We start from the raw sequence: 21165 nt of genomic DNA on the forward strand, positions 1-21165 counted from the left end.
GCTACTGAGGGCCGCTACGATCAGTCCGATGGACTTCATGTGATCCGGCCGACGCATCCAAGGGCATGACGACAACGTGAAGGGACGACCGTGATGATCAAGATCGCAAAACCAATGGCGTTCGCGATGCTGGTGGGAATCGGGTGGCTGGGTACGGCCGCCGCCCGGGCCGAGAACCTCGGGATCGGCGACCCCGCGCCGAAGCTCGAAGTCAAGTCGTTCGTCAAGGGCGAGCCCGTCAAGGCGCTTGAACCCGGCAAGATCTACGTCGTCGAATTCTGGGCGACCTGGTGCGGCCCCTGCCGGTCGACCATCCCACACTTGACCGAGCTGCAAAAGAAGCATGCCGACGCGATTTTCATCGGCGTCAGCATCGCGGAGCAGGACCAGGACAAGGTCAAGCCATTCGTCGACGAGATGGCCGATAAGATGAACTACCGCGTGGCCCTCGACGCCGTCCCCGACAAGGGAGACGCGGGCGACGGCGCGATGTCCAAGAACTGGATGAAAGCCGCCGGCCAGGGCGGAATCCCCACGGCCTTCATCATCAACAAGGACAACAAGATCGCCTGGATCGGCCATCCCGCCGGCATGGACGAACCGCTCGAGAAGATCGTGACCGGCTCGTGGGACCTCAAAACGGCCATCGCCGAGAGCAAGAAGGCCGCGGAAGAGCAAGCCAAGGGCCAGGAAGTCCAGAAGAAACTCGCCGCCGCGATCCAGTCGGAAGATCCCGACAAGGTCCTCGCCGCGATCGACGAGATCGCCAAGGAGTTCCCCGCCAAGGTCGCGGCCCTCGACGGCCTGAAATTCACCAGCCTGGTCCAGAAGGGCGACGAGGACAAGGCGCTCGAAACCGGCAAGAAACTGCTCGAAGGCGACGCCGGCAAGAGCTCCGGCGACCTGAACAACATCGCCTGGGCGATCGTCGACCCCGCCGCCAAGCACAAGCCGAGCGCCAAACTCTTGACCTTCGCCGTCGAGGCCGCTGAGCGCGGCGACGAATTGGAGAAAGGCAAGAGCCCCTACATCGCCGACACCCTCGCCAAGGCCTACTTCGATTCCGGCAAGGCCGCCAAGGCCCTGGAAGTCCAGAAACGAGCCGTCGAAAACGCCAAGGGGACCGACCTCGAAGACGACAAAGGCATGAAAGAACGCCTTGAGCAGTACCAGAAGGCCGCCGAAGCCGGCAAGTAAGGGACGCAACGTCCAACGCTCGAAGCGATTCACCACGGAGGACACGTAGAGCGAAAGAGTGGAATTCCCCTCTGCGATTTTTCCTCTCCGCGTCCTCCGCGTCCTCCGTGGTGAGTCCTCCCGACCTCCAGGTAACACAGCTCTCGAAGAGGGCCACCCGACGACCTTCGCCCCCTTCATCCCGATTGGGATTTGGCTTCGTTCGCGCCGAAATCGCTCGATCGCGGTCCGTCGTCTCCCCCCGGATCGGCTCGGCGGATTGGGTTCTTCTGAAAATCTTCCGGGCCATGTGTCAGGCTGCAGGGGCTGGTAGTTGGCGTTCGCGGTAGTCGGCCCCGTTCTTGAGCAGGTGCCAGATCACCACCAGGATCTTGTGCGCCACGGCGATCAGAGCCTTCTTTTTCCCGAGTCGTGGGACCCATCGACGGTAGCAGATGCTGAAGGCGGTGTTCTTGGCGTGGCTGGCCGACCACGCCGACTGCACCAGGAGCGAACGCAGCCACGGACTCCCCTTGGTCGTCTTGCCGCTGCGGCGTTTGCCGGCGCTTTGGTCGTTGCCCGGGCACAGCCCCGCCCAGGAGCAGAGGTGGCCCGCGGTCGGGAACGACTCCACGTCCGGCCCGATCTCCCCCACGATCACCTCCGCCGCCCGATCCCCCACTCCGGGGATCCCCTGGAGCCGGCCCGCCGCCTCGTCGAACGGCCTCATGGCCTCGTCGATCCGCTCGTCCAGCCGCTCGATCAGGCGTTCCAACGCGTCGATCTGATCCGTCAGCAGCCGGAGCACGAAGCGGTGGTGGTCGGTGACCCGGCCCAACAGCGCCCGCCTCAGCTCGGGGATCTTGCCCCGGAGCCGCTGCTTGGCCAGATCGGCCAGCTTCTCCGGGTCGTCCTGGCCGTCGATGATCGCCCGGATCATGGCGCGCCCCGAGGCCCCCAGGACGTCGCTGGCCACCGACCCCAGCTTGACGTTGGCGTCCTCCAGCGTCTTCTGGAGGCGATTGGCCACCGCGGCGCGGTCGCGGACCAACTCGGTGCGCTGCCGGGTCAGGTCGCGAAGCTCGCGGATCTCCGGCTTGGGGATGAAGCTGGGCGACAGCAGGCCGTGCTGGAGCAACTGGGCGATCCACTCGGCGTCCTTGACGTCGGTCTTGCGGCCGGGGACCTGCTTGAGCCGCCCGGCGTTGACCAGCATCACGTCGAATCGCCCTTCCAGGATGTGGAAGATCGGCTTCCAGTAGACGCCCGTGCTCTCCATGGCGACCTCGCGGACGCCGTGGGCGTCGAGCCAGTCGGCCAGGGCCAGCAGGTCGGCGGTCATCGTGCCGAAGGTGTGGACCACCGAGGCGACCGAGCCGTCGGGGTTGATGTGGCGGACGCAGGCGACGACGGTCTTCTTGTGGACGTCGAGCCCGGCGCAGCGATCGTGAACGATGTCCATGACGTCCCCTCCAACTCGAGTGGTCGGAAACGAAGCAGTCCGAGCCGGTGGGACGACCTCGGGGCGTAAAGCAGTTTCTTCTACGTGCTCCCCCGCTTCCGGGGGGCGACAGGACGGGGTTCGACGTGAAGTCGAGCCGAGGCCGGGACCAAGTTCCTTCGCGGGTTCGCGACACCAAAGCCAATGACGGCCTCTCGCCCAGGGCCGGACATCCGCAGCATAACCCAACCCGACCCCATTTTCATGGGACGGGTTGAGCCAAAGGCTCATGACCGTTCCTTCGCGCGGTTTTTACGAGCCCCAGCCGATCGTCGCGAGGCTCTCCCGCGTCACATCGAACAGGCGGATTGCCAAAGAGTCTGGATGATTGCGAGAACCCTCCATTTACAATGTACTACCTGTCTACCGCCGTGATCGGCCCCCCGATCTTTTCCGGCGCGGCGGCGGCGGCGGCCGTCAGGCGAACACGTCGACGACGTAGCGGATGGTCGCTTCCAGGTCGGCCAACCATTCCTCCGCCCGATCCGCCTCGGCCCCGGCAAGCTCCCGGTAGATTCGGCCGAGGGTCGCGCGGACTTCCGGAGCCATCCGCCGGCCGTCGCCGCAGACGTAGACCTTCCCCCCCTTCTCGATCAGGTCCATAACCTCCCGCCGCTCCTCCCACAGCCGATCCTGCACGTATTTCACCCCTCCGACCGGGGCTCGAGAGAACGCGGGACGCAAGCGGACGACCCCGTCTTGCTCCCACGCGGCGAACTCGTCTCGGTACAGGTAATCAACGTCCGGATGCGAGCATCCGAAGTAAAGCACCGCCGGCGTCGCGGCCGTCGAGCTGGCCGAGCGAAGCGCGAGTTCCTGGACGAACCCTCGAAACGGGGCCACGCCGGTTCCGGCGGCGATCATGAGGATCGGGACGGCCGGAGAATCGGGAAGGTGGAACCCGGGGTGCGACGGGCGGACGGCGACGGCGATCTTCGCTCCCGGTCGGGCGTCGGCCAGGTAGGTCGATGCCACTCCGTGATGCACCCCTCGGCCCGACCAGGCCGGTCCGCTCACCACTCCGAACGTGAGCGAACAGTGGTCGGGGCTCCAGAGCGGGGAGGACGAGATCGAATACTGCCGGGGCTTGAGCGGCGGCAACATTTGCAAAAACCCGGCGAAGGACAGGTCGCAGGAGGCGAACCGTTCCATGAGATCGAGGACGCTCACCCGCTTGTCGCGGACTTCGGCCGCGTAAGCCCCCTCGTCCGCCGCCCACGACTCCAACTGCCGCTTCTCCGGCGGGCACGGGGTCGCGGCGGCCAGCCGCTCGATCTGGAGGCGGGTCGCCGGATGGCCCAGCTCCACGTAGCTCGCAAGAACCTCGCCGGCCATGACCGGCGCGTCGGTGGGCAGGAACGTCTGCACGCCGTCGCCGGGATGGATCACCACCTGGGCGTCGTACGGCAAGCCGAACCGCCGCAAGGCCCGGTCCACGTTCTCGGTCGGGTTCCGGGGCAGGACGGCCAGATAATCCCCCGCCCGGTAGCTCGCCCCCTCCGGCAGGGCGATCTCGACGTGCCGCTTCGATCGCCCGGCCGACGTCGACGGGTCGACCAGCTCCCGATTCTCCACCACCACGCCGAGCTGGAGATGGTTCTGCCGGAGCAGCGAGTCGCGGACGCCGGGGACGAATTCCAACTCCAGCGCCGGGCTCGGATCGACCCGGTCGACCGCCGGACCGGGCCGACCGTCGAGCCGGCCCCAGAACGACGCGTACCAGCGGTCGAAGTCGCCGAAGAAGTCGCCGCGACCGTCCGCCTCCCCCCGGGGCACCAGCCGAGTTCCACCGGCCCGCTCGATCAGCTCGTCGATCTTCTTCGGCACGGCCTGGTAGGTTCTCGCCCAGTCCCGGTTCCCGCACCCGAACACCGCGTACCGCACCCCCGTGCACGCGCCCGCCGGCGCTCCCTCCAACCATTGGACGAACCGCCTCGCATTCTCGGGCGGCTGCCCTTCGTATGAGGCGGTGACGATCACGACCGGCCCGTCGGTTCCGAGGCCGCCGGCCGCCGAGTCCAGGGGCCCGAGGGAGGCCGCGTAGCCGCGAGCGCGGGCGTCGGTCGCGATCCGCTGGGCGAACGCTTCCGACGACCCGCTGTTCGAACCGAACAGCACGCGCAGAGGCCGGCCCCCCGCCGGCCCGCTCGGCGACGGTTCAACGGCGACGGAACGGCCGCCCGGAGTCGAGGACGTCCGACGCGCGACCGCCCGGTCCCGCCGCCGGGCGCGGATGAAAAATCCGTCGGGCTTGAGCGTCAGCGTTTCCTTGATCCGCAACTGATAGTCGGGATCAGCGGGCGCGAGGTCGAACCGTTGAAGGACCGAGGCCAGGACCAGGGTCGCCTCCTGCATCGCGAACCCCCGGCCGATGCACGCCCGCTGCCCGGTCCCGAACGGCTTCCAGGCGTTGGGAGGAAGCTTGTCGAACGCCTCCGGGGCCATCCGATCCGGGTCGAATCGATCAGCATCGGCCCCCCAGACGGCCGGGTCGCGGTGGAGGGTCGGCAGCAGGACGAGCACGGTCTCGCCGCTCCGGACCGGATACCCGCCGACGGCGGCGTCCCCCTGTTCGGGCTGGACCGCGAACGCGGGCGCCGTCGGCCACAGTCGGAGCGTCTCCTTCAACACCTGGTCGAGATACCCGAGGCGGGCCAGATGCTCGACCCTCGGCGCGTCGCCGCCCAGCACCGCGTCGACCTCGGACCGGGCGCGTTCCAGGAACTCGGGATTCCTCAAAAGTTCGTACAGGGCGAACGTCAGCAGCCCACTCGTCGTCTCATGACCGGCGATCAAGAACGTCACCATCTGGTTGCGGATGTTCTCTTCGCTCAGCCGTTCGCCCGTCGCCGGGTCGGCGGCCAGGAGCATCCGGTTCAGGAGGTCGCGGGCCTCCGGCCGAGGCTGCTTCTTCCGCTCGGCGATCAGCTCGTCGGCGACCTGCCGCATCAGCCGCAGATCCTCGGCGTACTGCCTTCGCGTGCGGAGCATCAGTCGGGTTTGCAGCGGAACCCGCCTGGACCGACCGCCAGCCTCCGCCAGGCCGCGGACCATCGCCCCCACGAACGGGTGCATCCCATCGCGATAAAAGCTGTTGAACCGATAGCCGAACCCGCACAGGGCGATCGTGTCGAGCGTCAGCCGGGTCATCTCGTCGGCGACGTCGATCCGCTGCGCGGGGCCGTACCGCTCCCACTTCAAAAGCATCTGGTCGGCGACGTCGGCCATGCCGTCGAACTGGTCGTGGAGAGCGCCCGGCGCAAAGGCGGGCATCAAGATCCGATGCGCGGCGCCCCAGTTGGGATCGCTCGTCTCGGCGGTGAACAAGCCGTCGTCGACCAGGTCGCGAAGCTGCCGCAGCGGCTCGTGAACCTTCTTGTCGAACCGCGACGGGTCGCACAGCTCGTCCACAAGCGCATGAGAGCTGGCGACCAGCAACTCCTGGCCCGGGAAGGACAAGCGGTAGAACGGCCCGAACTCGTCGGCCAGCCGCATCATCGACTGGATCGGCGCGTCCTGATCGATCGCCGGCAGATTGCGAACGACAGGGTAGATCGTGGGCTGGGGAATCGCCCTCCTCGGCTCGGACATCGGCTTGACTCCTCCGGACGTGGCCGGGACCAGGACCCCGTTCAGGAAAACGCCGATCACCGTGGCGGCGACGTCGGCCCCGGGGAGGTCGGCGGCGACCAGTTGAGGATTCTCGCCGAGCCCGATCACCGACGATCGGAAAACCGCCCGGACGACCACCGGATGGAGCCCCGGCCGAAGTCGGCCCGCGTCCCGGGCCACCCGCAGGGCGGACTCGAACATCCCGTCGATCGCGGCCTCGCGTCGAAGACGGAAGCCCTCGTAGATCGTGGGGAAGGCCCGGTGGATCTCGTCCAGACAGGGAAGGAAATTGTCGACCGGGAGGGCGCGGAGGTCGCCGATGAATCCGGCGATCCACGCTTCGAATCCGGTCATGACGAGGTCCTGGCCGGCCCGCGCCGACCGCTCGAACGGGCCGAGCACGAGGTCGCACACCGCCTGGATCAGGCCCGGCTTGCCGTCGAACCGACGGTAAATCGTGACCCGCGTGACGCCCGCGGCGGCGGCCACGTCGTCCAGGCTCGACTTCTGCACCCCCGAGAGCGCGAAGACCCGCAATGCAGCCTGGACGATCCGATCTGAAGTGGAGTCGATAGTCATGATACACATGATACGCATTTTGCATCATTCGTAAAGACTCTTCTTCTCCGGTGCGGGATCAGCGTTCCTTCAACAGCCTGGGAAGGAGCGTCTCGAGCCGACCTCGGGCCTCGGTCGAGTGCAGCTTCCCTTCCGCGTCGACGACGAAGACGGTGGGAATGCCCGAGATCCCCCAGGATTCCGAGAAATCGTCCGTCGGCTCGCCCGCCACGATTCGGTGATTATCGTGCCCCTGGTAATACTGAGGCCAGGGGATCTTGCGCTCCGCCACGAACGTCTTCAGGGCGTCCAATCCGCCGTCTTCCACCGGAGCGTCGTGGCTCACCCCGATGAACTCGACGCCGCGATCGTGGTACTCGTTGTAGAGCCGCAGCATCTCGGGGATCTCTCCCACGCAGGGGCCGCACCAGGTCGCCCAGAAATCGACCACGACGACCTTGCCCCGCAGATCTTTCATCGCAACCCGACGTCCCGAGATCGCGTCGTTGAATTCCAGCTCGAACGGCTCGCCGATGCGGTCGCGCCGCCGATTCTCCCCCTGGACCATCCGCCCGTAGAACGAGTCGGGATAGTCCCGCACGGCCTGATTCAACAGCGAGCTGCGCTGGATGAAGAGAAACGCGGCGTCGGCGGCGCAGAGCAGCGCCAGGCACCCGACGAATCCAAGAACGCCTGTCCGTAGAGTTGACGCCACGGGTTCGGTCGTCTCCGCGCGACGACGGCGGACGGCGATCAGCACCCACGCTGAGGCCAAGGCAAGAGCTGCGGCCAGGGCCGCTCGCCGGCTCAAGACGACGCTCTGGATATCGGGGAGGAGGAAGTACGCGAGCCAGGAACCGATCATCATCGCTCGATTCCGCAGTTCGTTGTCGTTGGTTATACCGTTGGTTTTCTGGATGGTTTCGAGGATGATCCGACTCAAGCCGTCGTCGGACGCGAGCCGGACGCCGCAGGCCGCGACCGCAAGGATTGCGAGCGCCGCCAGGCCCAGCCGGAAGAGGAATCTCAAGAGAGATTTCCAGCCCCGCCGCTTGATCAGCAGCAGTCCACAGACCACGACCAAAGCCGCCGCCAAGCCAAGGCGAATGTATCCCGTGGTTTGCAGTCGCGTGGCGGCCTGGTAGAGCGAGCCCGCCGCTCGCTTGTCCCCCTCCATCTCCCGAGCGTAGTACCGGGCGAGAGACGCCGCCGCCGGCCCATCGATGTGCTCTTGAAGACGAATGATGCTTTGATAGTAAAGTGCGTCTTTCTTCAACTCAGGGTCTTTCGTCGTGCCGAGCACGAACCGGACCTCGTCGATCGCCTCGGGCTTCCTTTGGGCGTAGCTCAGCGAGAGCCACCGATCGAGCATATGACGATAACCACGTATGTCGTCGGGATACGCCGTCCTCAACTCCAGGACGAGTCCGGCGATCACCCCGTGGACTTGGAGGAACACATCATGCATCAGCGGCCGTCGAGCCGTCGCCAACCGCGCTTCCAGCTCCTTCACGATCTCGTCGGCCGGTCGGTGATGGGCGGGCTTGACGGCCTCGACCCGCGATACGGCGGCGGGTGGCGACGCCGGATCTTCCTCTCCGCCGCGCGACCCGGCCCCGGCCACGACGCCGGGGATCACCACGGCGGTGGAGGCGATCGCGAGCAGGACCGCGGCCCCGACCTTCAACTTGAACGCGACCGCCGCGCGCAAGACTTCGTTCATCAGCGAAACGGCCGCGGTCGATGCGACCCCGGCCCCCCCCTTCCCGGTCGTCGTGAGGCCGATCGCGGCCCGCACCGTCGCCGCGGCCAAGCATTCCGGAACGGCAATCCGAGCTGCTGCGGGAGTGAGAAGAATCCCCATCGCCCCGGCGGTCGGCGAATGACCGCTCCGGACAAGCCGATCCTTCAAGAGCGCCCGGGCCCGAGAGAGTCGCCCGCTGACCGTGCCGACCGGCCATCGCAGCCGATCGGCGGCCTCGGCGTGAGACAACCCTTCGAGATGACAAAGGACGACGGGCGCACGATACTTCTCGGGAAGCCGGCGGACCTCTTTATCGAGCGCGGCGAACAGGTCCGACTGGTCGGCCGCGAAAGCTGAAGCCGTCGGCTCGACCGCAAGATCGATGTTGCAGACACGAATCCGCTGCGAGCGCGATCGCGCCTTCGCCGCGATCCGAAACGCGACGCCGTGCAGCCATCGACCCAGCGAATCGTCCACCCGAACCGAGTTGGCCCGGCGAACCAGCACCAGAAACGTGGCCTGAAATGCGTCCTCCAGCTCGTTCGGATCGGTCAACGCACGGCGGCAGACCCCGAGAACCATCGGCCCATGGCGCGCCACCAGAACCTCGAACGCCGCCTCGGCGTTGCTCCGCGCATCGACCGAAGCGACGCAACGAGCCGCGAACCGCTCCAGCAATTGCGCATCGGTCAGCCCTCCCGAGACTCCCGCCCCGAAAAGCCGGCCAACCTGGTGCAGAAGATGCGACGATCTCGCGTTCGCCATAGCCGTTCCCCGTCACAGCCCGGTGGTTTTCCCTCTCTACCATCCCGGCCCGAGGCGATTCCATACAATCTTCTCGCCAATTTCACACACTCTAGGATACAGAGTCGCAACGGCTCACCAAGCTCCGTCCCCGCGCCGGTCGCCCAAATGCCCAACCACCGCATTCTTCGCAAAATATCTACTCAAATGGTCGCGTAAAGAGTCGGCGACGGAGAACAAGTGCGGCGCTGCGCGCACCAAAGCCGCCCCGGACCTGGAAACGGGTACGGGGAGGCGGGGCGGAGGAGTCCGGAGACGACCGATCGTCGCGATGGTTGGGCGCAATCCGCGCGGTCGACGACCGACGGACGCGTCGGCCCCGAGCCCGAGACGGACGCCCACTCGCCCGCCCGGCCATGGAAAACCGGGGGTCGTGAAATCTCGAATGAGAAAAATGACAAATCGCCATCCATCCCGACGCGCGGCCCCGGCGTCGAGCGGCGCGCATGAAAACAGCCGCCCGCGATCAGGACGATCGGGGGCGGCTGGGGTGGAGGATTCCGGCGATGACCGACTTTCGCGCTGAAAGCACTATCATAGGCCCGACGGGCTTAACGGCCGTGTTCGGAATGGGAACGGGTGTGGCCCCGTCGGTATGGTCGCCGGAAAAACGGCCGGCGGACGGTGAGGTCCGCCGGTCGTGGTTCGGTCGGTCGGTCGTACGCACTACGCGTGTTCAGGGGAGGGGCGACTCCACAGCACGACCCTTTTCGGGATCGGCGAGTCACTGTCTTGCAGCCACACCGGTTCGGGTCCGCTCTTCGGAGAAGAGGGCCGATCGGGGTGGTCAAGCCGCTTGGCTGTTAGGACCGGTCGGCTGAGACGATCGCTCGTCGTGCACGTCCGGCCTATCGACCTGGTCGTCTTCCAGGAGCCTACGCAGGAAATCCTGCTGGAAACCTCATCTCGGAGGGGGCTTCGCGCTTAGATGCCTTCAGCGCTTATCCTGTCCCGACCTAGCTACCCGGCGGTGCCCTTAGCAGGACAGCCGGTACACCAGAGGTCGGTCCTCCCCAATCCTCTCGTACTAGGGGAGACTCTCCTCAAGTTTCCTACGCCCACGGCAGATAGGGACCGACCTGTCTCACGACGGTCTGAACCCAGCTCGCGTACCGCTTTCATTGGCGAACAGCCAAACCCTTGGGACCTTCTCCAGCCCCAGGATGCGATGAGCCGACATCGAGGTGCCAAACCTCCCCGCCGCTAGGGACGCTCGGGGGAGATCAGCCTGTTATCCCCGGAGTACCTTTTATCTGTTGAGCGACGGCCTTTCCATCCAGCACCGCCGGATCACTAACGCCGACTTTCGTCTCTGCTCGACGCATACGTCTCGCAGTCAGGCACCCTTGTACGTTTGCGCTCGTGTTGCCCGATTGCCGACCGGGCCGAGGGTACCATGGCGCTCCTCCGTTACTCTTTGGGAGGAGACCGCCCCAGTCAAACTGCCCGATGAGCACGGTCCCGACGCGGGCTACGCGTCGGTGAGGGCCAACGATCATTCAGGGTGGTATTTCACCAGTGGCTCGCCGACGGCTGGCGCCGCCGGGTCGAAGCCTCCCACCTATCCTACACAGAACGAGCATTGGACCAGTGCCAACCTGCAGTAAAGGTTCACGGGGTCTTTCCGTCTAACCGCGGGTACGTGGCATCTTCACCACGACTACAGTTTCACCGGGTCCCTCGTGGAGACAGTGCTCCAGTCGTTACGCCATTCATGCAGGTCGGAACTTACCCGACAAGGAACTTCGCTACCTTAGGACCGTCATAGTTACGGCCGCCGTTTATCGGGGCTTCGGTCGCCGGCTTCGCTTGCGCTGACTGGCTTCCTCAACCTACCGACACCGAGCAGGCGTCAGACTCTATACGTCTTCTTGCGAATTAGCAGAGTCCTGTGTTTTTGATAAACAGTCGCTAGAGCCGATTCTCTGCGGCTCCCCCTTGCGAGGGAGCACCCCTTGTACCGAAGGTACGGGGTCATTTTGCCGAGTTCCTTCACGAGGGTTCTCCCGAACGCCTTCGGATGCTCACCTAGCACACCTGTGTCGGATTGCGGTACGGGCCGGCGGGTCGTCCCGAGGGGGCTTTTCGCGGCCGAGACTTCCAGAGGCTTCCAGATCAAGCTGTCGGCCTTGCGGCACGGGGGTTTCTAGCGCCCCGACCTCTCTGTTCCCGGCGTCCTCCCTCGTTCAACCTTCCCGCTCGGGCGACGGAATATTAACCGTCTGTCCATCGACTACGCCCTTGGGCCTCGTCTTAGGTCCCGGCTGACCCTGGGCGGATTGACCTTCCCCAGGAAACCTTGTGCTTTCGGCGGACGGGCTTCCCACCCGTCTTATCGTTACTCGTTCCGGCATGCGCACTCGACGCCGCTCCACGGCTCGTTACCCGTGCCGCTTCACTGCTGACGTCGACGCTCTCCTACCATTCTTGCGAATCCGCGACTGCGGCACGACGCTTAGTCCCCGTCATTTTCGGCGCGGGATGGCTCGACCGGTAAGCTGTTACGCACTTTTGAAATGGTGGCTGCTTCTAAGCCAACATCCCGGCTGTCACCGCGATCCCACTTCCTTTACCACTGAGCGTCGCTTTAGGGGCCTTGGTCGGCGGTCTGGGTTGTTTCCCTCTCGAGCATGAAGCTTATCCCCCACACTCTGACTCCCGGGGTCCGGCGTGCGGTATTCGGAGTTGGGTTCCGATGGGTAGCCGGGAAGGCCCCCAGTCGGATTCCGTCGCTCTACCCCCGCACGCTACGTCCCGAGGCTGGCCCTAAAGCCATTTCGGAGAGAACGAGCTATCTCCAGGTTTGATTAGACTTTCACTCCTCCCCACGGGTCCTCCCCCAGTTTTTCAACACTGGTGGGTTCGGTCCTCCACGGCCGGTTAGGGCCGCTTCAACCTGCCCATGGGTAGTTCACCTGGTTTCGCGTCTACCACGCCCGACTCTGACGCCCTGTTCAGACTCGGTTTCCCTACGGCTCCCCCCCTGAAGGGGTTAACCTGGCCGGACACGGTAACTCGCCGGATCATTATGCAAAAGGCACGCGGTCAGGCTGGCTTGCGCCAACGCCCTCCCACCGCTTGTAGGCGCGGGGTTTCAGGTTCAGTCTCCTCCCCTGATCGGGGTTCTTCCCACCGTTCGGTCGCCCTACTGGGTTCGCTATCGGTCGTCATCGAGTACTTAGCCTTGCGGGATGGTCCCCGCGAATTCAGGCCGGGTTTCCCGTGCCCGACCCTACTTGGGTGCCGGATAGGAGAGTCGTCGCTTCGCCTACGGGACTGTCACCCGCTCTGGTGCGATTTTCCAAACGGCTTCGGCTCGCTTCGACTCGTTCCATGGCTCCGGTCCCACGACCCCGAGTGGTGACCCACTCGGTTTGGGCTGGTCCCCGTTCGCTCGCCGCTACTGAGGGAGTCTCGGTTGATTTCTTCTCCTCCAGGTACTGAGATGTTTCAGTTCCCTGGGTTTTCCTCGAGGATTCCGGGATCGACGCTCGTTGGGCAGCTCCCCCGGACATATCGCAGCCTTCCACGCTCGAATTGCTGATGACGCCTAGGCATTCCCCCCGCGCCCTTAGGAGCTTGACCACGCCGATCGGGCCTCCGCCGTCTGGGAAGACCGCGGTGCCGACCTGCGGGCTGCTTGCGGGCCCCGAGGCGTGCGATCCCGGCGTCTCGCGACGCGGCGACCGCTCTCGGGCCCTGACTTTCCAATTCCTAAAGGGTTCGTATCATTCTGTCGCCGCGTCGACGTCTCGTCGATGCGGCGTGAAACTGTGTTGTGGAGTATGCCACTACCCCTGATCGCGAAAGCGTCACAACTCGCGTCATGAGACTTCCGCGGGGATGTAGTGTGAATCCCTCGTCCGTCGCCGCGAACCCCCGTCCGAAGACGAGCTTTCGCGACACGAACTTGGATTCGTGTATGACCAACCACCGAATTGTCAAAAAGCAACGGGAACGGATCAAGCCTCGCGGCCCGAGCCGGTCCCTTTCCTGGCGTTTGTGCCGGCCAGGGGGCGAGGTCGTCCCGAACGAGACGGCCCCGCCCCGCGGCCGGCGGACGCGGAGATCGATTGCAAGAGGGAAGACGGCGTCCGGGGCGGGCTCTTGGAAAAGCCCGGCCCCGGACGTCGTTGTAGCAAGAAGCGTTTCTTTCGGTGTGAACCTTCAGGGGGAGCAGGCGTACGCACGGCGGTCCTCCGGGGAGGAACGGCGCCGACGAGACCTTGGGACGGTCGCGGACGAGGCCTGGCGGCAACTTCCGGATTGAACGTCCCAGGTCGGTTTTCTAAGTATCCTTAGAAAGGAGGTGATCCAACCGCAGGTTCCCCTACGGTTACCTTGTTACGACTTAGTCCCCATCACGGGTTTCATCTTCGGCGCCTGCCTTTCGGCTCCGACGACTTCGGATGCCCCCCGCTTTGGTGGCTTGACGGGCGGTGTGTACAAGGCTCAGGAACACATTCACCGCGGCAATGCTGATCCGCGATTACTAGCGATTCCAGCTTCATGCGGGCGAGTTGCAGCCCGCAATCCGAACTGAGGAGCGGTTTTTGCGATTAGCGCGGCCTTGCGGCCTGGCGACGCTTTGTCCGCCCCATTGTAGCACGTGTGCAGCCCTGGGCATAAGGGCCATGATGACTTGACGTCGTCCCCGCCTTCCTCCGGCTTGACGCCGGCGGTCTGACTAGAGTCCCCACCTTTACGTGCTGGCAACTAGTCACAGGGGTTGCGCTCGTTAGGGGACTTAACCCAACACCTCACGGCACGAGCTGACGACAGCCATGCAGCACCTGCACAGGTTCCACCTTGCGGCGTCACCGACGTTTCCGCCGGCTAATCCCTGCATGTCAAGCCCAGGATAAGGTTTTTCGCGTAGCCTCGAATTAAGCCACATGCTCCACCGCTTGTGTGAGCCCCCGTCAATTCCTTTGAGTTTCAGCCTTGCGACCATACTCCCCAGGCGGAGCACTTCACGGTTTCCCTACGGCAGAGAGCCCATCGGCGAGCCCCCTACCTAGTGCTCATCGTTTACGGCTAGGACTACCGGGGTATCTAATCCCGTTTGCTCCCCTAGCTTTCGCGTCTCAGCGTCAGAAAACGTCCAGGATCTCGCTTTCGCCACGGGCGTTCCTTCCGATCTCAACGCATTTCACCGCTCCACCGGAAGTTCCAGATCCCCCTACGTCCCTCCAGACGGGTCGTTTCGGCCCCACTTCCCCGGTTGAGCCGGGGGCTTTCAGAAGCCGACGCACCCATCCGCCTACACGCGCTTTAAGCCCAGTGATTCCGAATAACGTTCGCACGGTTCGTCTTACCGCGGCTGCTGGCACGAACTTAGCCCGTGCTTCCTCCAGGGATCGGTCAAGGTTGCCCCTTCCTCCCCCTCGACAGGAGTTTACAACCCGAAGGCCTTCATCCTCCACGCGGCGTCGCTCGGTCAGGCTTGCGCCCATTGCCGAAGATTCTCGACTGCAGCCTCCCGTAAGAGTCTGGGCAGTGTCTCAGTCCCAGTGTGCCGGGCCACGCTCGCACGCCCGGTAGGCATCATCGGCTTGGTGGGCCGTAACCCCGCCAACTACCTAATACCACGACGGCCCGTCCCAAGGCGGCCGAAGCCTTTGGTGAAACGCCGATGCCGGCGTCGTCACGTCGCTGGGGATTACCCGCAGTTTCCCGCGGCTATACCCAACCTCGGGGTTGGTTGCCGTCGCCTTACTCACCCTTCCGCCACTGGCCCGGCCGAAGCCGGACCCGTTCGACTTGCATGCCTAATCCACGCCGCCAACGTTCATTCTGAGCCAGGATCAAACCCTTCATGATTAGGTCGTCCCTCGACTCGCCCTCGCGGGCTTCGCCGAAGTCCGGTCCCCATCCGAATGGATTGAGGAAATTTCTACTGTCGCGGCAAGCCCGCCTCCCCCGCTCGCCGCCGCCCCCGAAGGAGCGGCGGATCGTTGAAGAAGCTTCTTGCCGCCGGTCCTTGCGGCCGTCCCGACGTCGTCTTTGGCGACCCCCAGGACCTGGAGGTCGACGACGCCTTCGGTGCCGTCCGCACGCCGGCTCCCCTCAAAGGTTCACTGGCTGACTGGCTTGCTTCTTGCTTTCGTCTGGCTGACGAATTCTTGCAATCAATCGGATTGTCAAAGAGCGTCTCCGGCCCCCGTCCACTCGACGTTTTCGGCCGGTCGAGCCGTCTCTTGCGAGCGTCTCAGCCGGCCGTGTCGTTCAAGGCGACGTTTACTGGCGACAAGGGACATACTACAGGATTCCCGCCGAAGGTCAACAACCCACCGGGAATATGATCCAAATGCCTGCCAAGGATGCGCCGCAAGTCGTTTACTGAAAATTAGTTATGGATCTTGATTTTCTCAACTAACTCACTCGTTGAGAGGGCTCCGGTCGTAGGGGATCAACCAAAGACGCCGCAATTCCCGATGTAGGACCGGAAGAGACCCTCATGAGGGGTTCAGATTGGGCGATATAGATCCGATAAGCCCATGTGTGCGAACCAGCGAAGCATGGAAAGGCCGGGGGGTTCTAGCAGCCATGAGCACCGGATCGACGATCAGGAAGCGTAGTCGATCGTTCCAGGATGGACGGATCGATCCCAATGGGCGTAGCGCGTCGGGGGTTCGTGCACATAAGGAGTATCCCGCGATGGCGGTTGTCACGTACGAGCCGACGCGAACGGACTGGGTCCAGAGCGTGCTCTTCGATCGCGGCTATCTATCCAAGATCCGCGGCGAGGCGATCAAGGTGTACCTCGTGGTCATCGAGGCGGGTGGGGGCGAGCCCGACCGCAGCGTGACGATCAGCCTGAATCAGTTGACGACCCGCACCCGGCTCTCGACGCCGACGGTCATCGACAGCCTCGGCCAGCTCGAGGAGTTGGGGCTGGTGGTCTCGACCACCCGCCAGCGGGGCAAGGTGAAGACCTATTACATCGCCGACCCCCCTGCCCTGACGGCGGGTTGAGGAGGGCCGCCGCGGCGCGGCCGGCGCGCGATGCGTCGGCGGCATCGTCGCGGGTGGGCAGGGTCGGACGGAACGAGCGTTCAAATAGAGCGACACCCGAAGGCAAGGTAGCATCCGGCCATGGCATCGTATTTCTTCAGGGTCGAGCACGATCTGCTCCGGTCCGACGCCTTTCGGTCGCTCGGCGGTTCGGCGATCAAGGTCTATCTGGTGATCGGGCTGTTCTCCGACTTCGGCACCGACTGGGGATACCCGAGCACGCGGACGATCGCCCGCCAGTCGGGCCTGAGTCGGCAGACGGTCATCGACGCCGTCAAGGAGTTGATCGAGGCGGGGCTCCTGGTCGCCAGCAAGTCGAAGGGGCGGTCCACGGCGTACCGGGTCCTTCGCCAGCCCGCGCCCGAGCACCGGCCGACGGGCCCTCGCAAGACGACCAAAACCCGAAAGACCGCCGCGACCGGACCAACCAGACCAGATTCCTTAGATGGGAGCCCGGAAACTGGTCCAGGATCTTTAGTTGACCCCCTCGAAACCGGCCCAAAATCTTTAGTTGGCGCGGTCCAGTTTCTGGACCGGGCCGGCCGTGAGGCTGGGCCCAAACTAGAGACAGGAACGAAAGAAGACACAGCATCGGTCCCGATTCCGGGAACGCCGTTCCGTTTGAGCGCCGAGGGACGGCTCCTTGTTGCTGTTGATTTACACGAGTTGTTGACGAATCAGGGAATCCCCGAAAACCTCGCGCACCGCTTAGTTACGCAGAAAGATCCCGAGGCCGTGGCGAAGGTTTTGCTCAACGCCTTCTACCTTCAAAGCCAGGGTAAGCTGCAAAACGGCCCCGGCTACATCCGCGCGGGGATCGAGGACGGCTACGATCTGCTTCCCCAGGTCGCCACCCGTCTAGAAGGACGTCGTCGGGAGCTTCAAGCCCGGCTTCGCGACATCGAGAATCAGACGCGTCAGTCGCGCGAGGTCGACGCCCGCGAGTCGCAGGAAGCGGCCGTCGCGTATGTGCTCGAACGGCTGCATCCCGATGAGCTGCAACGGCTTACCGCCGCCGCCCTGTCCGCCCTCCCCGAACCCATCGTGAAGCGGAACCCGACCCTCTCCAACCCCTTCGTCCGGGGCAAGGTCTACGAGCTGGCGTGCGGCGATCCGGTTGAGTAAGTCGGTTCCGCTCCAGTGTTTAGGACGATCGATCGAAAACAAGGGGAGAGCAGGCCGTGGCTTGCCTCCCCTTTCTCTTTGCGCCCCTTCCGGATCGTCCCGGCCGGGCGCGACGAATGCGTGTCGCTCGTACTCTATTATTGGCGAGTGCCAATGTGGCAGATGCCGATTTGGCATGTCGTGATTGTGTATGAGGGATGGCAGGCGGCCGCATCTTGGTGCTTCAGGAGCGATCGTTCGGCTAGTCCGGTGACTGCCGATTGCGGTTGCGGGATGTCGCTGGCCGGTTCATGGTGATCGTGGGGCTTGCGCATCACGAGGAGATCCCGGACCTGGCCGAGCAGCCGCCCTTCGACCCGGGCGCGGCGGACCTGCTGCGGGAGGTAGTTGCCGTTCATCGGGCAACTGATCCGCCGCTCGGGGAGGAAGCCGGCGTCGGTCCCGGCGCGGTAGCCGAGGAAAGTGTGATCAATATAGCCAAAGCCTCGGGGCAGGTCCTTCTCGGTCTGGGACGCCAATAAAAGCGTGAAGTAGCCGCCGGGGCGGAGGGCGGCGAAGGCGTCGCGGGCGAGCTGTTCGAGGAACCGGGTCCAGTCGTCGAGGGGGGCCGAGCCGACGCCGTCCTTGTGGTACTTCCGGGCGAGCATCGAGTAGTACGGCGGATCGCAGAAGACGAGGTCGCAACCTTGGGCTTCGGGGAGGAATCCCTGGCGGACGTCGTGGGCCCGGATTTCGGGGCGGCTGGGGTCGAGATCGGAGGCCACGCAGCGTCTTCCCATGGCCTGGGCGACGTCGACCACGGTCCCGCCGCCGGCCATCGGGTCGACGACCAGGGCGCCGGGGGTGGTGAAGTAGAAGAGGGCGTGGGCGACGACGGCGGGGGGGATCGACCCTGGGTAGGGGATGCCGAAGGCTCGGTCGTGGCGGAAGGCCCAGACGTCGTAGGGGGTCGGGCGGAAGTCGCGGCCGAACTGATCGCGACGCCGCAGATCCTTGTAGGCCGCGTGGATGGTCTTGGTCTCGGCGTCGAGCTGGGCGACCCCGGCGATCGCCCGGGCGTCTCCCTCCTGGGCCTTCTTCCAGACCGCGCGGGCCTGGCGGTACAGGTCCTTGCCCCCCAGCCCGATCCGGGCGGCGATCGCGGAGTCGGTGCGTCCGCGACCGCGACCACGCGACTTCGAGGCGGCGGCCGGCTCCGGCTGGGGTTCTCGATCGTCGGAATTCCGACGGTCGGCGTCGGCGTCGTCGAGGGCGAGGCTTTCGACCTTGTCGCTCCATGAGGGGTGGTCGTCGAACTGGAAATCCCAGTCGGTCGACCGGGACGGCTTGGCGGGTCGGCTCTTGAGGTTGCTCAGGCTGCGATCACGGGCGTCGGTCGACCAGATCTCTTCGATCGCGTCGGCCTCGCGCATCAACTGGCTGAACGACTTGCGGCGATAGCGGTTGAATTCGAGGACGGCCGACCGGCGCTCGGCCTCGGTCGCGAACTCGCGGATCACGCAGGGGACGCTCGCGAAGCCCAGCTCGCACGCGCAGGCCAGCCGACGATGCCCCGAAACGACCTCCCACCTGCCCCGGACGCGGCCCGGCGCGACGACCAGGGGATCTAGGATTCCGTGCTCGCGGATGCCGTCGATCAGGCTGTCGGTCTGCGCGTCTGGGTCGCCGTAAATCGATAAACTAAATTGGTTTCGGTCGATATCCTGGACGTCGATGAGGTCCCAGGAGGATTCGTCGGGGGAAGCGGAACGGATGGGAAGGACGGAGGTTGAGCGTGTGGAGGAGAGCATGGTTGGACGTCCTTGTCCAGTATCCAGAGAGAGCCCGGGTGCAGATCGTGTCTGACGAGACGGGCGTGACGACGCGGGTCCTCGCGGGCCGGCGTCGGCAGGGAATCTAGCAGAGCCGGCGTCACCTGTCCATGAGGAGTGACAGCGACGGGGCGGGGGTGGAGAGTCGGTTCGGCCGGAGCCGACCCGTTCGCATGTAGCGATTGCGATGGACGGTTTGGGGAAACATTGCAGAATGACGGGTCTTGGAACAGACCCTTAAAGCAAGCGATGCGATCGGGCGGTTTGTGCTGGGAGCCGGCCGCCGATCGGGCGTTTGAGGGTGGTTCGAGAATCCGGGTTGGCTTTTCCGACGAGCAGGGAGGTTCGCCGTGACGCCGATTCCAGGGGGGAGACCCCACTTCACTGAAGGCTGGGGACAGGACGGTCCCCGGACGTGGCGGCGCGACGACCCTTCCGTGGTCGACCCGTCGGGCGCTGGCTTTCCGGTCATGTCGGTGGTCGTTCCGGCCAGGAACGAGGCCGAAAGCCTGCCGCAGCTCGTCGGCGAGATAGCATCGGCCCTGCGGCCGCTGTGCGCCGACTGCGAGGATCGGCGGTTCCGCCTGGGAGGGTTCGAGATCCTGATCGTCAACGACGGCTCGACCGACCGGACGCCGGAGGTCCTTGAGGGGCTGCGCGCGGCGTATCCCGAGCTGCGCGAGGTCAGGCTGCGGACGAACGTCGGGCAGTCGGGGGCGACGGCGGCGGGTTTTCGGGCTGCGCAAGGGGCGTGGATCGCCACACTCGACGCTGACTTGCAGAACGATCCCGCCGATCTGGAAGCCTTGTGGCGGAAGCTGCCCGGGCACGACGTCGCGCTCGGCTGGCGGGTGAAGCGGCGGGATACGTGGTTCCGGCGGGTGGTGAGCCGGTGGGCGAACCGGGTTCGGAACGCGGTGCTCGGCCAGTCGATCCGCGACACCGGGTGCTCGGTGCGGATCTTTCCGCGCCAGCTGGCGTTACGGCTGCCGCTGTTCCACGGCTCGCACCGGTTTCTTGGGCCGTTGTTGATTCGCGAAGGGGCGAGAGTCGTCCAGTCGGCCGTCAATCATCGCGCGCGGCCGCATGGAAGCTCGCACTACAATTTCCGGAACCGGTCGTTCCGGGTGGTCGTCGACCTGCTGGGCGTCTCGTGGTTGATGCGTCGCCCGTTGCGGTATGAGGTAGTCTCGGCCGAGTCGCCCGCCGTCGACCATCACCGCGCGGAGACGTCCGTCAGGCGATACGCCGAAGACCGCGCCTGAGGACGAAGCGGTCCTGGTTGAGTTGAAGCGTCTCACTTCCTTTCGCGCGACTCGTGTTTGAGTACTCCCTTCATGTCGAGTTTTTCGTTCTGGCTGACGGTCGGCTTTGTAGGTCAGGGCTTTTTCACGGCGCGGTTCCTCGTGCAGTGGCTGGCTTCCGAGAAGGAACGCGCCGTGGTGGTGCCTTCGGCCTTCTGGTGGCTCAGCATTGTGGGGGGGGCCGCCCTGCTCTCCTACGCCGTTCACCGACGCGATCCGGTCATCATCGTGGGCCAGTCGATGGGGCTGTTCGTCTACGCGCGGAACCTGATGCTGGAGGAGAAGAGGCGGAAGCGGGCCGGTCGCGCCAGGGGGGCGTTTGGTCCGCCCGCTCCGCATTTCCACGCCGTCGATCGCGGCGAGCACGAAGTCTCCCTTGCAACGAGGGGGCCGCGCGACGATCGCGCCGACGGATCGGCGCGGATGTAGCGAACGAGCGGATCGTCTTGCCGGGGCGGCTTCGTCGTGGTTGAGAACCGCTCAGCGCGGGGCGGCGGACACGTCGATAGCCCC

9 protein-coding genes and 3 rRNA genes are annotated in these 21165 nt (G+C 65.0%); 5 read left to right on the forward strand and 7 right to left on the reverse strand.

Features of this window, described 5'->3' with window-relative positions; all coding sequences use genetic code 11:
- Nucleotides 1-93: 93 nt before the first annotated feature.
- Nucleotides 94-1197, forward strand: a complete 1104-nt coding sequence (locus BSF38_RS00895) for a TlpA family protein disulfide reductase (RefSeq protein ID WP_076343042.1) — start codon at nt 94-96, stop codon at nt 1195-1197.
- A 292-nt stretch (nt 1198-1489) separates the two neighbouring features.
- Here BSF38_RS00895 and BSF38_RS00900 read toward each other — a convergent pair whose 3' ends face one another.
- From BSF38_RS00900 to BSF38_RS00930, 6 genes are all read right to left on the reverse strand, one after another.
- Nucleotides 1490-2638 carry an IS110 family RNA-guided transposase gene (locus BSF38_RS00900; RefSeq protein ID WP_076343043.1) on the reverse strand — a complete coding sequence of 383 codons (1149 nt, stop codon included), beginning with the start codon at nt 2636-2638 and terminating at the stop codon, nt 1490-1492.
- A 456-nt stretch (nt 2639-3094) separates the two neighbouring features.
- Nucleotides 3095-6886, reverse strand: a complete 3792-nt coding sequence (locus BSF38_RS00905; RefSeq protein WP_083712595.1) for a cytochrome P450 — start codon at nt 6884-6886, stop codon at nt 3095-3097.
- A gap of 40 nt (nt 6887-6926) precedes the next feature.
- On the reverse strand, nt 6927-9356 hold the full coding sequence (locus BSF38_RS00915; protein WP_076343044.1) for a sigma-70 family RNA polymerase sigma factor: 2430 nt from the start codon (nt 9354-9356) through the stop codon (nt 6927-6929).
- 537 nt (nt 9357-9893) lie between these two features.
- Nucleotides 9894-10002, reverse strand: a 5S ribosomal RNA gene (gene rrf, locus BSF38_RS00920).
- 176 nt (nt 10003-10178) lie between these two features.
- Nucleotides 10179-12980 (reverse strand): 23S ribosomal RNA (locus tag BSF38_RS00925).
- Between the two features lie 717 nt (nt 12981-13697).
- Nucleotides 13698-15218: ribosomal RNA gene (locus BSF38_RS00930) — 16S ribosomal RNA — on the reverse strand.
- Together the 16S, 23S and 5S rRNA genes form the textbook arrangement of a ribosomal RNA operon.
- 837 nt (nt 15219-16055) lie before the next feature.
- Between BSF38_RS00930 and BSF38_RS00935 the strand changes: the two genes are divergently transcribed.
- Both BSF38_RS00935 and BSF38_RS00940 read left to right on the forward strand, forming a co-directional pair.
- Nucleotides 16056-16373, forward strand: a complete 318-nt coding sequence (locus BSF38_RS00935) for a helix-turn-helix domain-containing protein (RefSeq protein ID WP_076343045.1) — start codon at nt 16056-16058, stop codon at nt 16371-16373.
- A gap of 120 nt (nt 16374-16493) precedes the next feature.
- Entirely contained in the window at nt 16494-17537 is a 1044-nt protein-coding gene (locus BSF38_RS00940) for a helix-turn-helix domain-containing protein (RefSeq protein WP_076343046.1), read from the forward strand.
- 137 nt (nt 17538-17674) lie between these two features.
- Here BSF38_RS00940 and BSF38_RS00945 read toward each other — a convergent pair whose 3' ends face one another.
- Entirely contained in the window at nt 17675-19327 is a 1653-nt protein-coding gene (locus BSF38_RS00945) for a ParB N-terminal domain-containing protein (protein WP_076343047.1), read from the reverse strand.
- 371 nt (nt 19328-19698) lie between these two features.
- Between BSF38_RS00945 and BSF38_RS00950 the strand changes: the two genes are divergently transcribed.
- Both BSF38_RS00950 and BSF38_RS00955 read left to right on the forward strand, forming a co-directional pair.
- Nucleotides 19699-20613 (forward strand): glycosyltransferase family 2 protein, encoded by a 915-nt coding sequence (locus tag BSF38_RS00950; protein WP_237170685.1) that lies wholly within the window; start codon nt 19699-19701, stop codon nt 20611-20613.
- Between the two features lie 72 nt (nt 20614-20685).
- A complete protein-coding gene (locus BSF38_RS00955) occupies nt 20686-21081 on the forward strand; it encodes a lipid-A-disaccharide synthase N-terminal domain-containing protein (RefSeq protein WP_076343049.1) in 396 nt (131 codons plus the stop codon).
- Nucleotides 21082-21165 lie beyond the last annotated feature (84 nt).

The sequence above is a fragment of the Paludisphaera borealis genome, assembly GCF_001956985.1.
Classification (GTDB): domain Bacteria; phylum Planctomycetota; class Planctomycetia; order Isosphaerales; family Isosphaeraceae; genus Paludisphaera; species Paludisphaera borealis.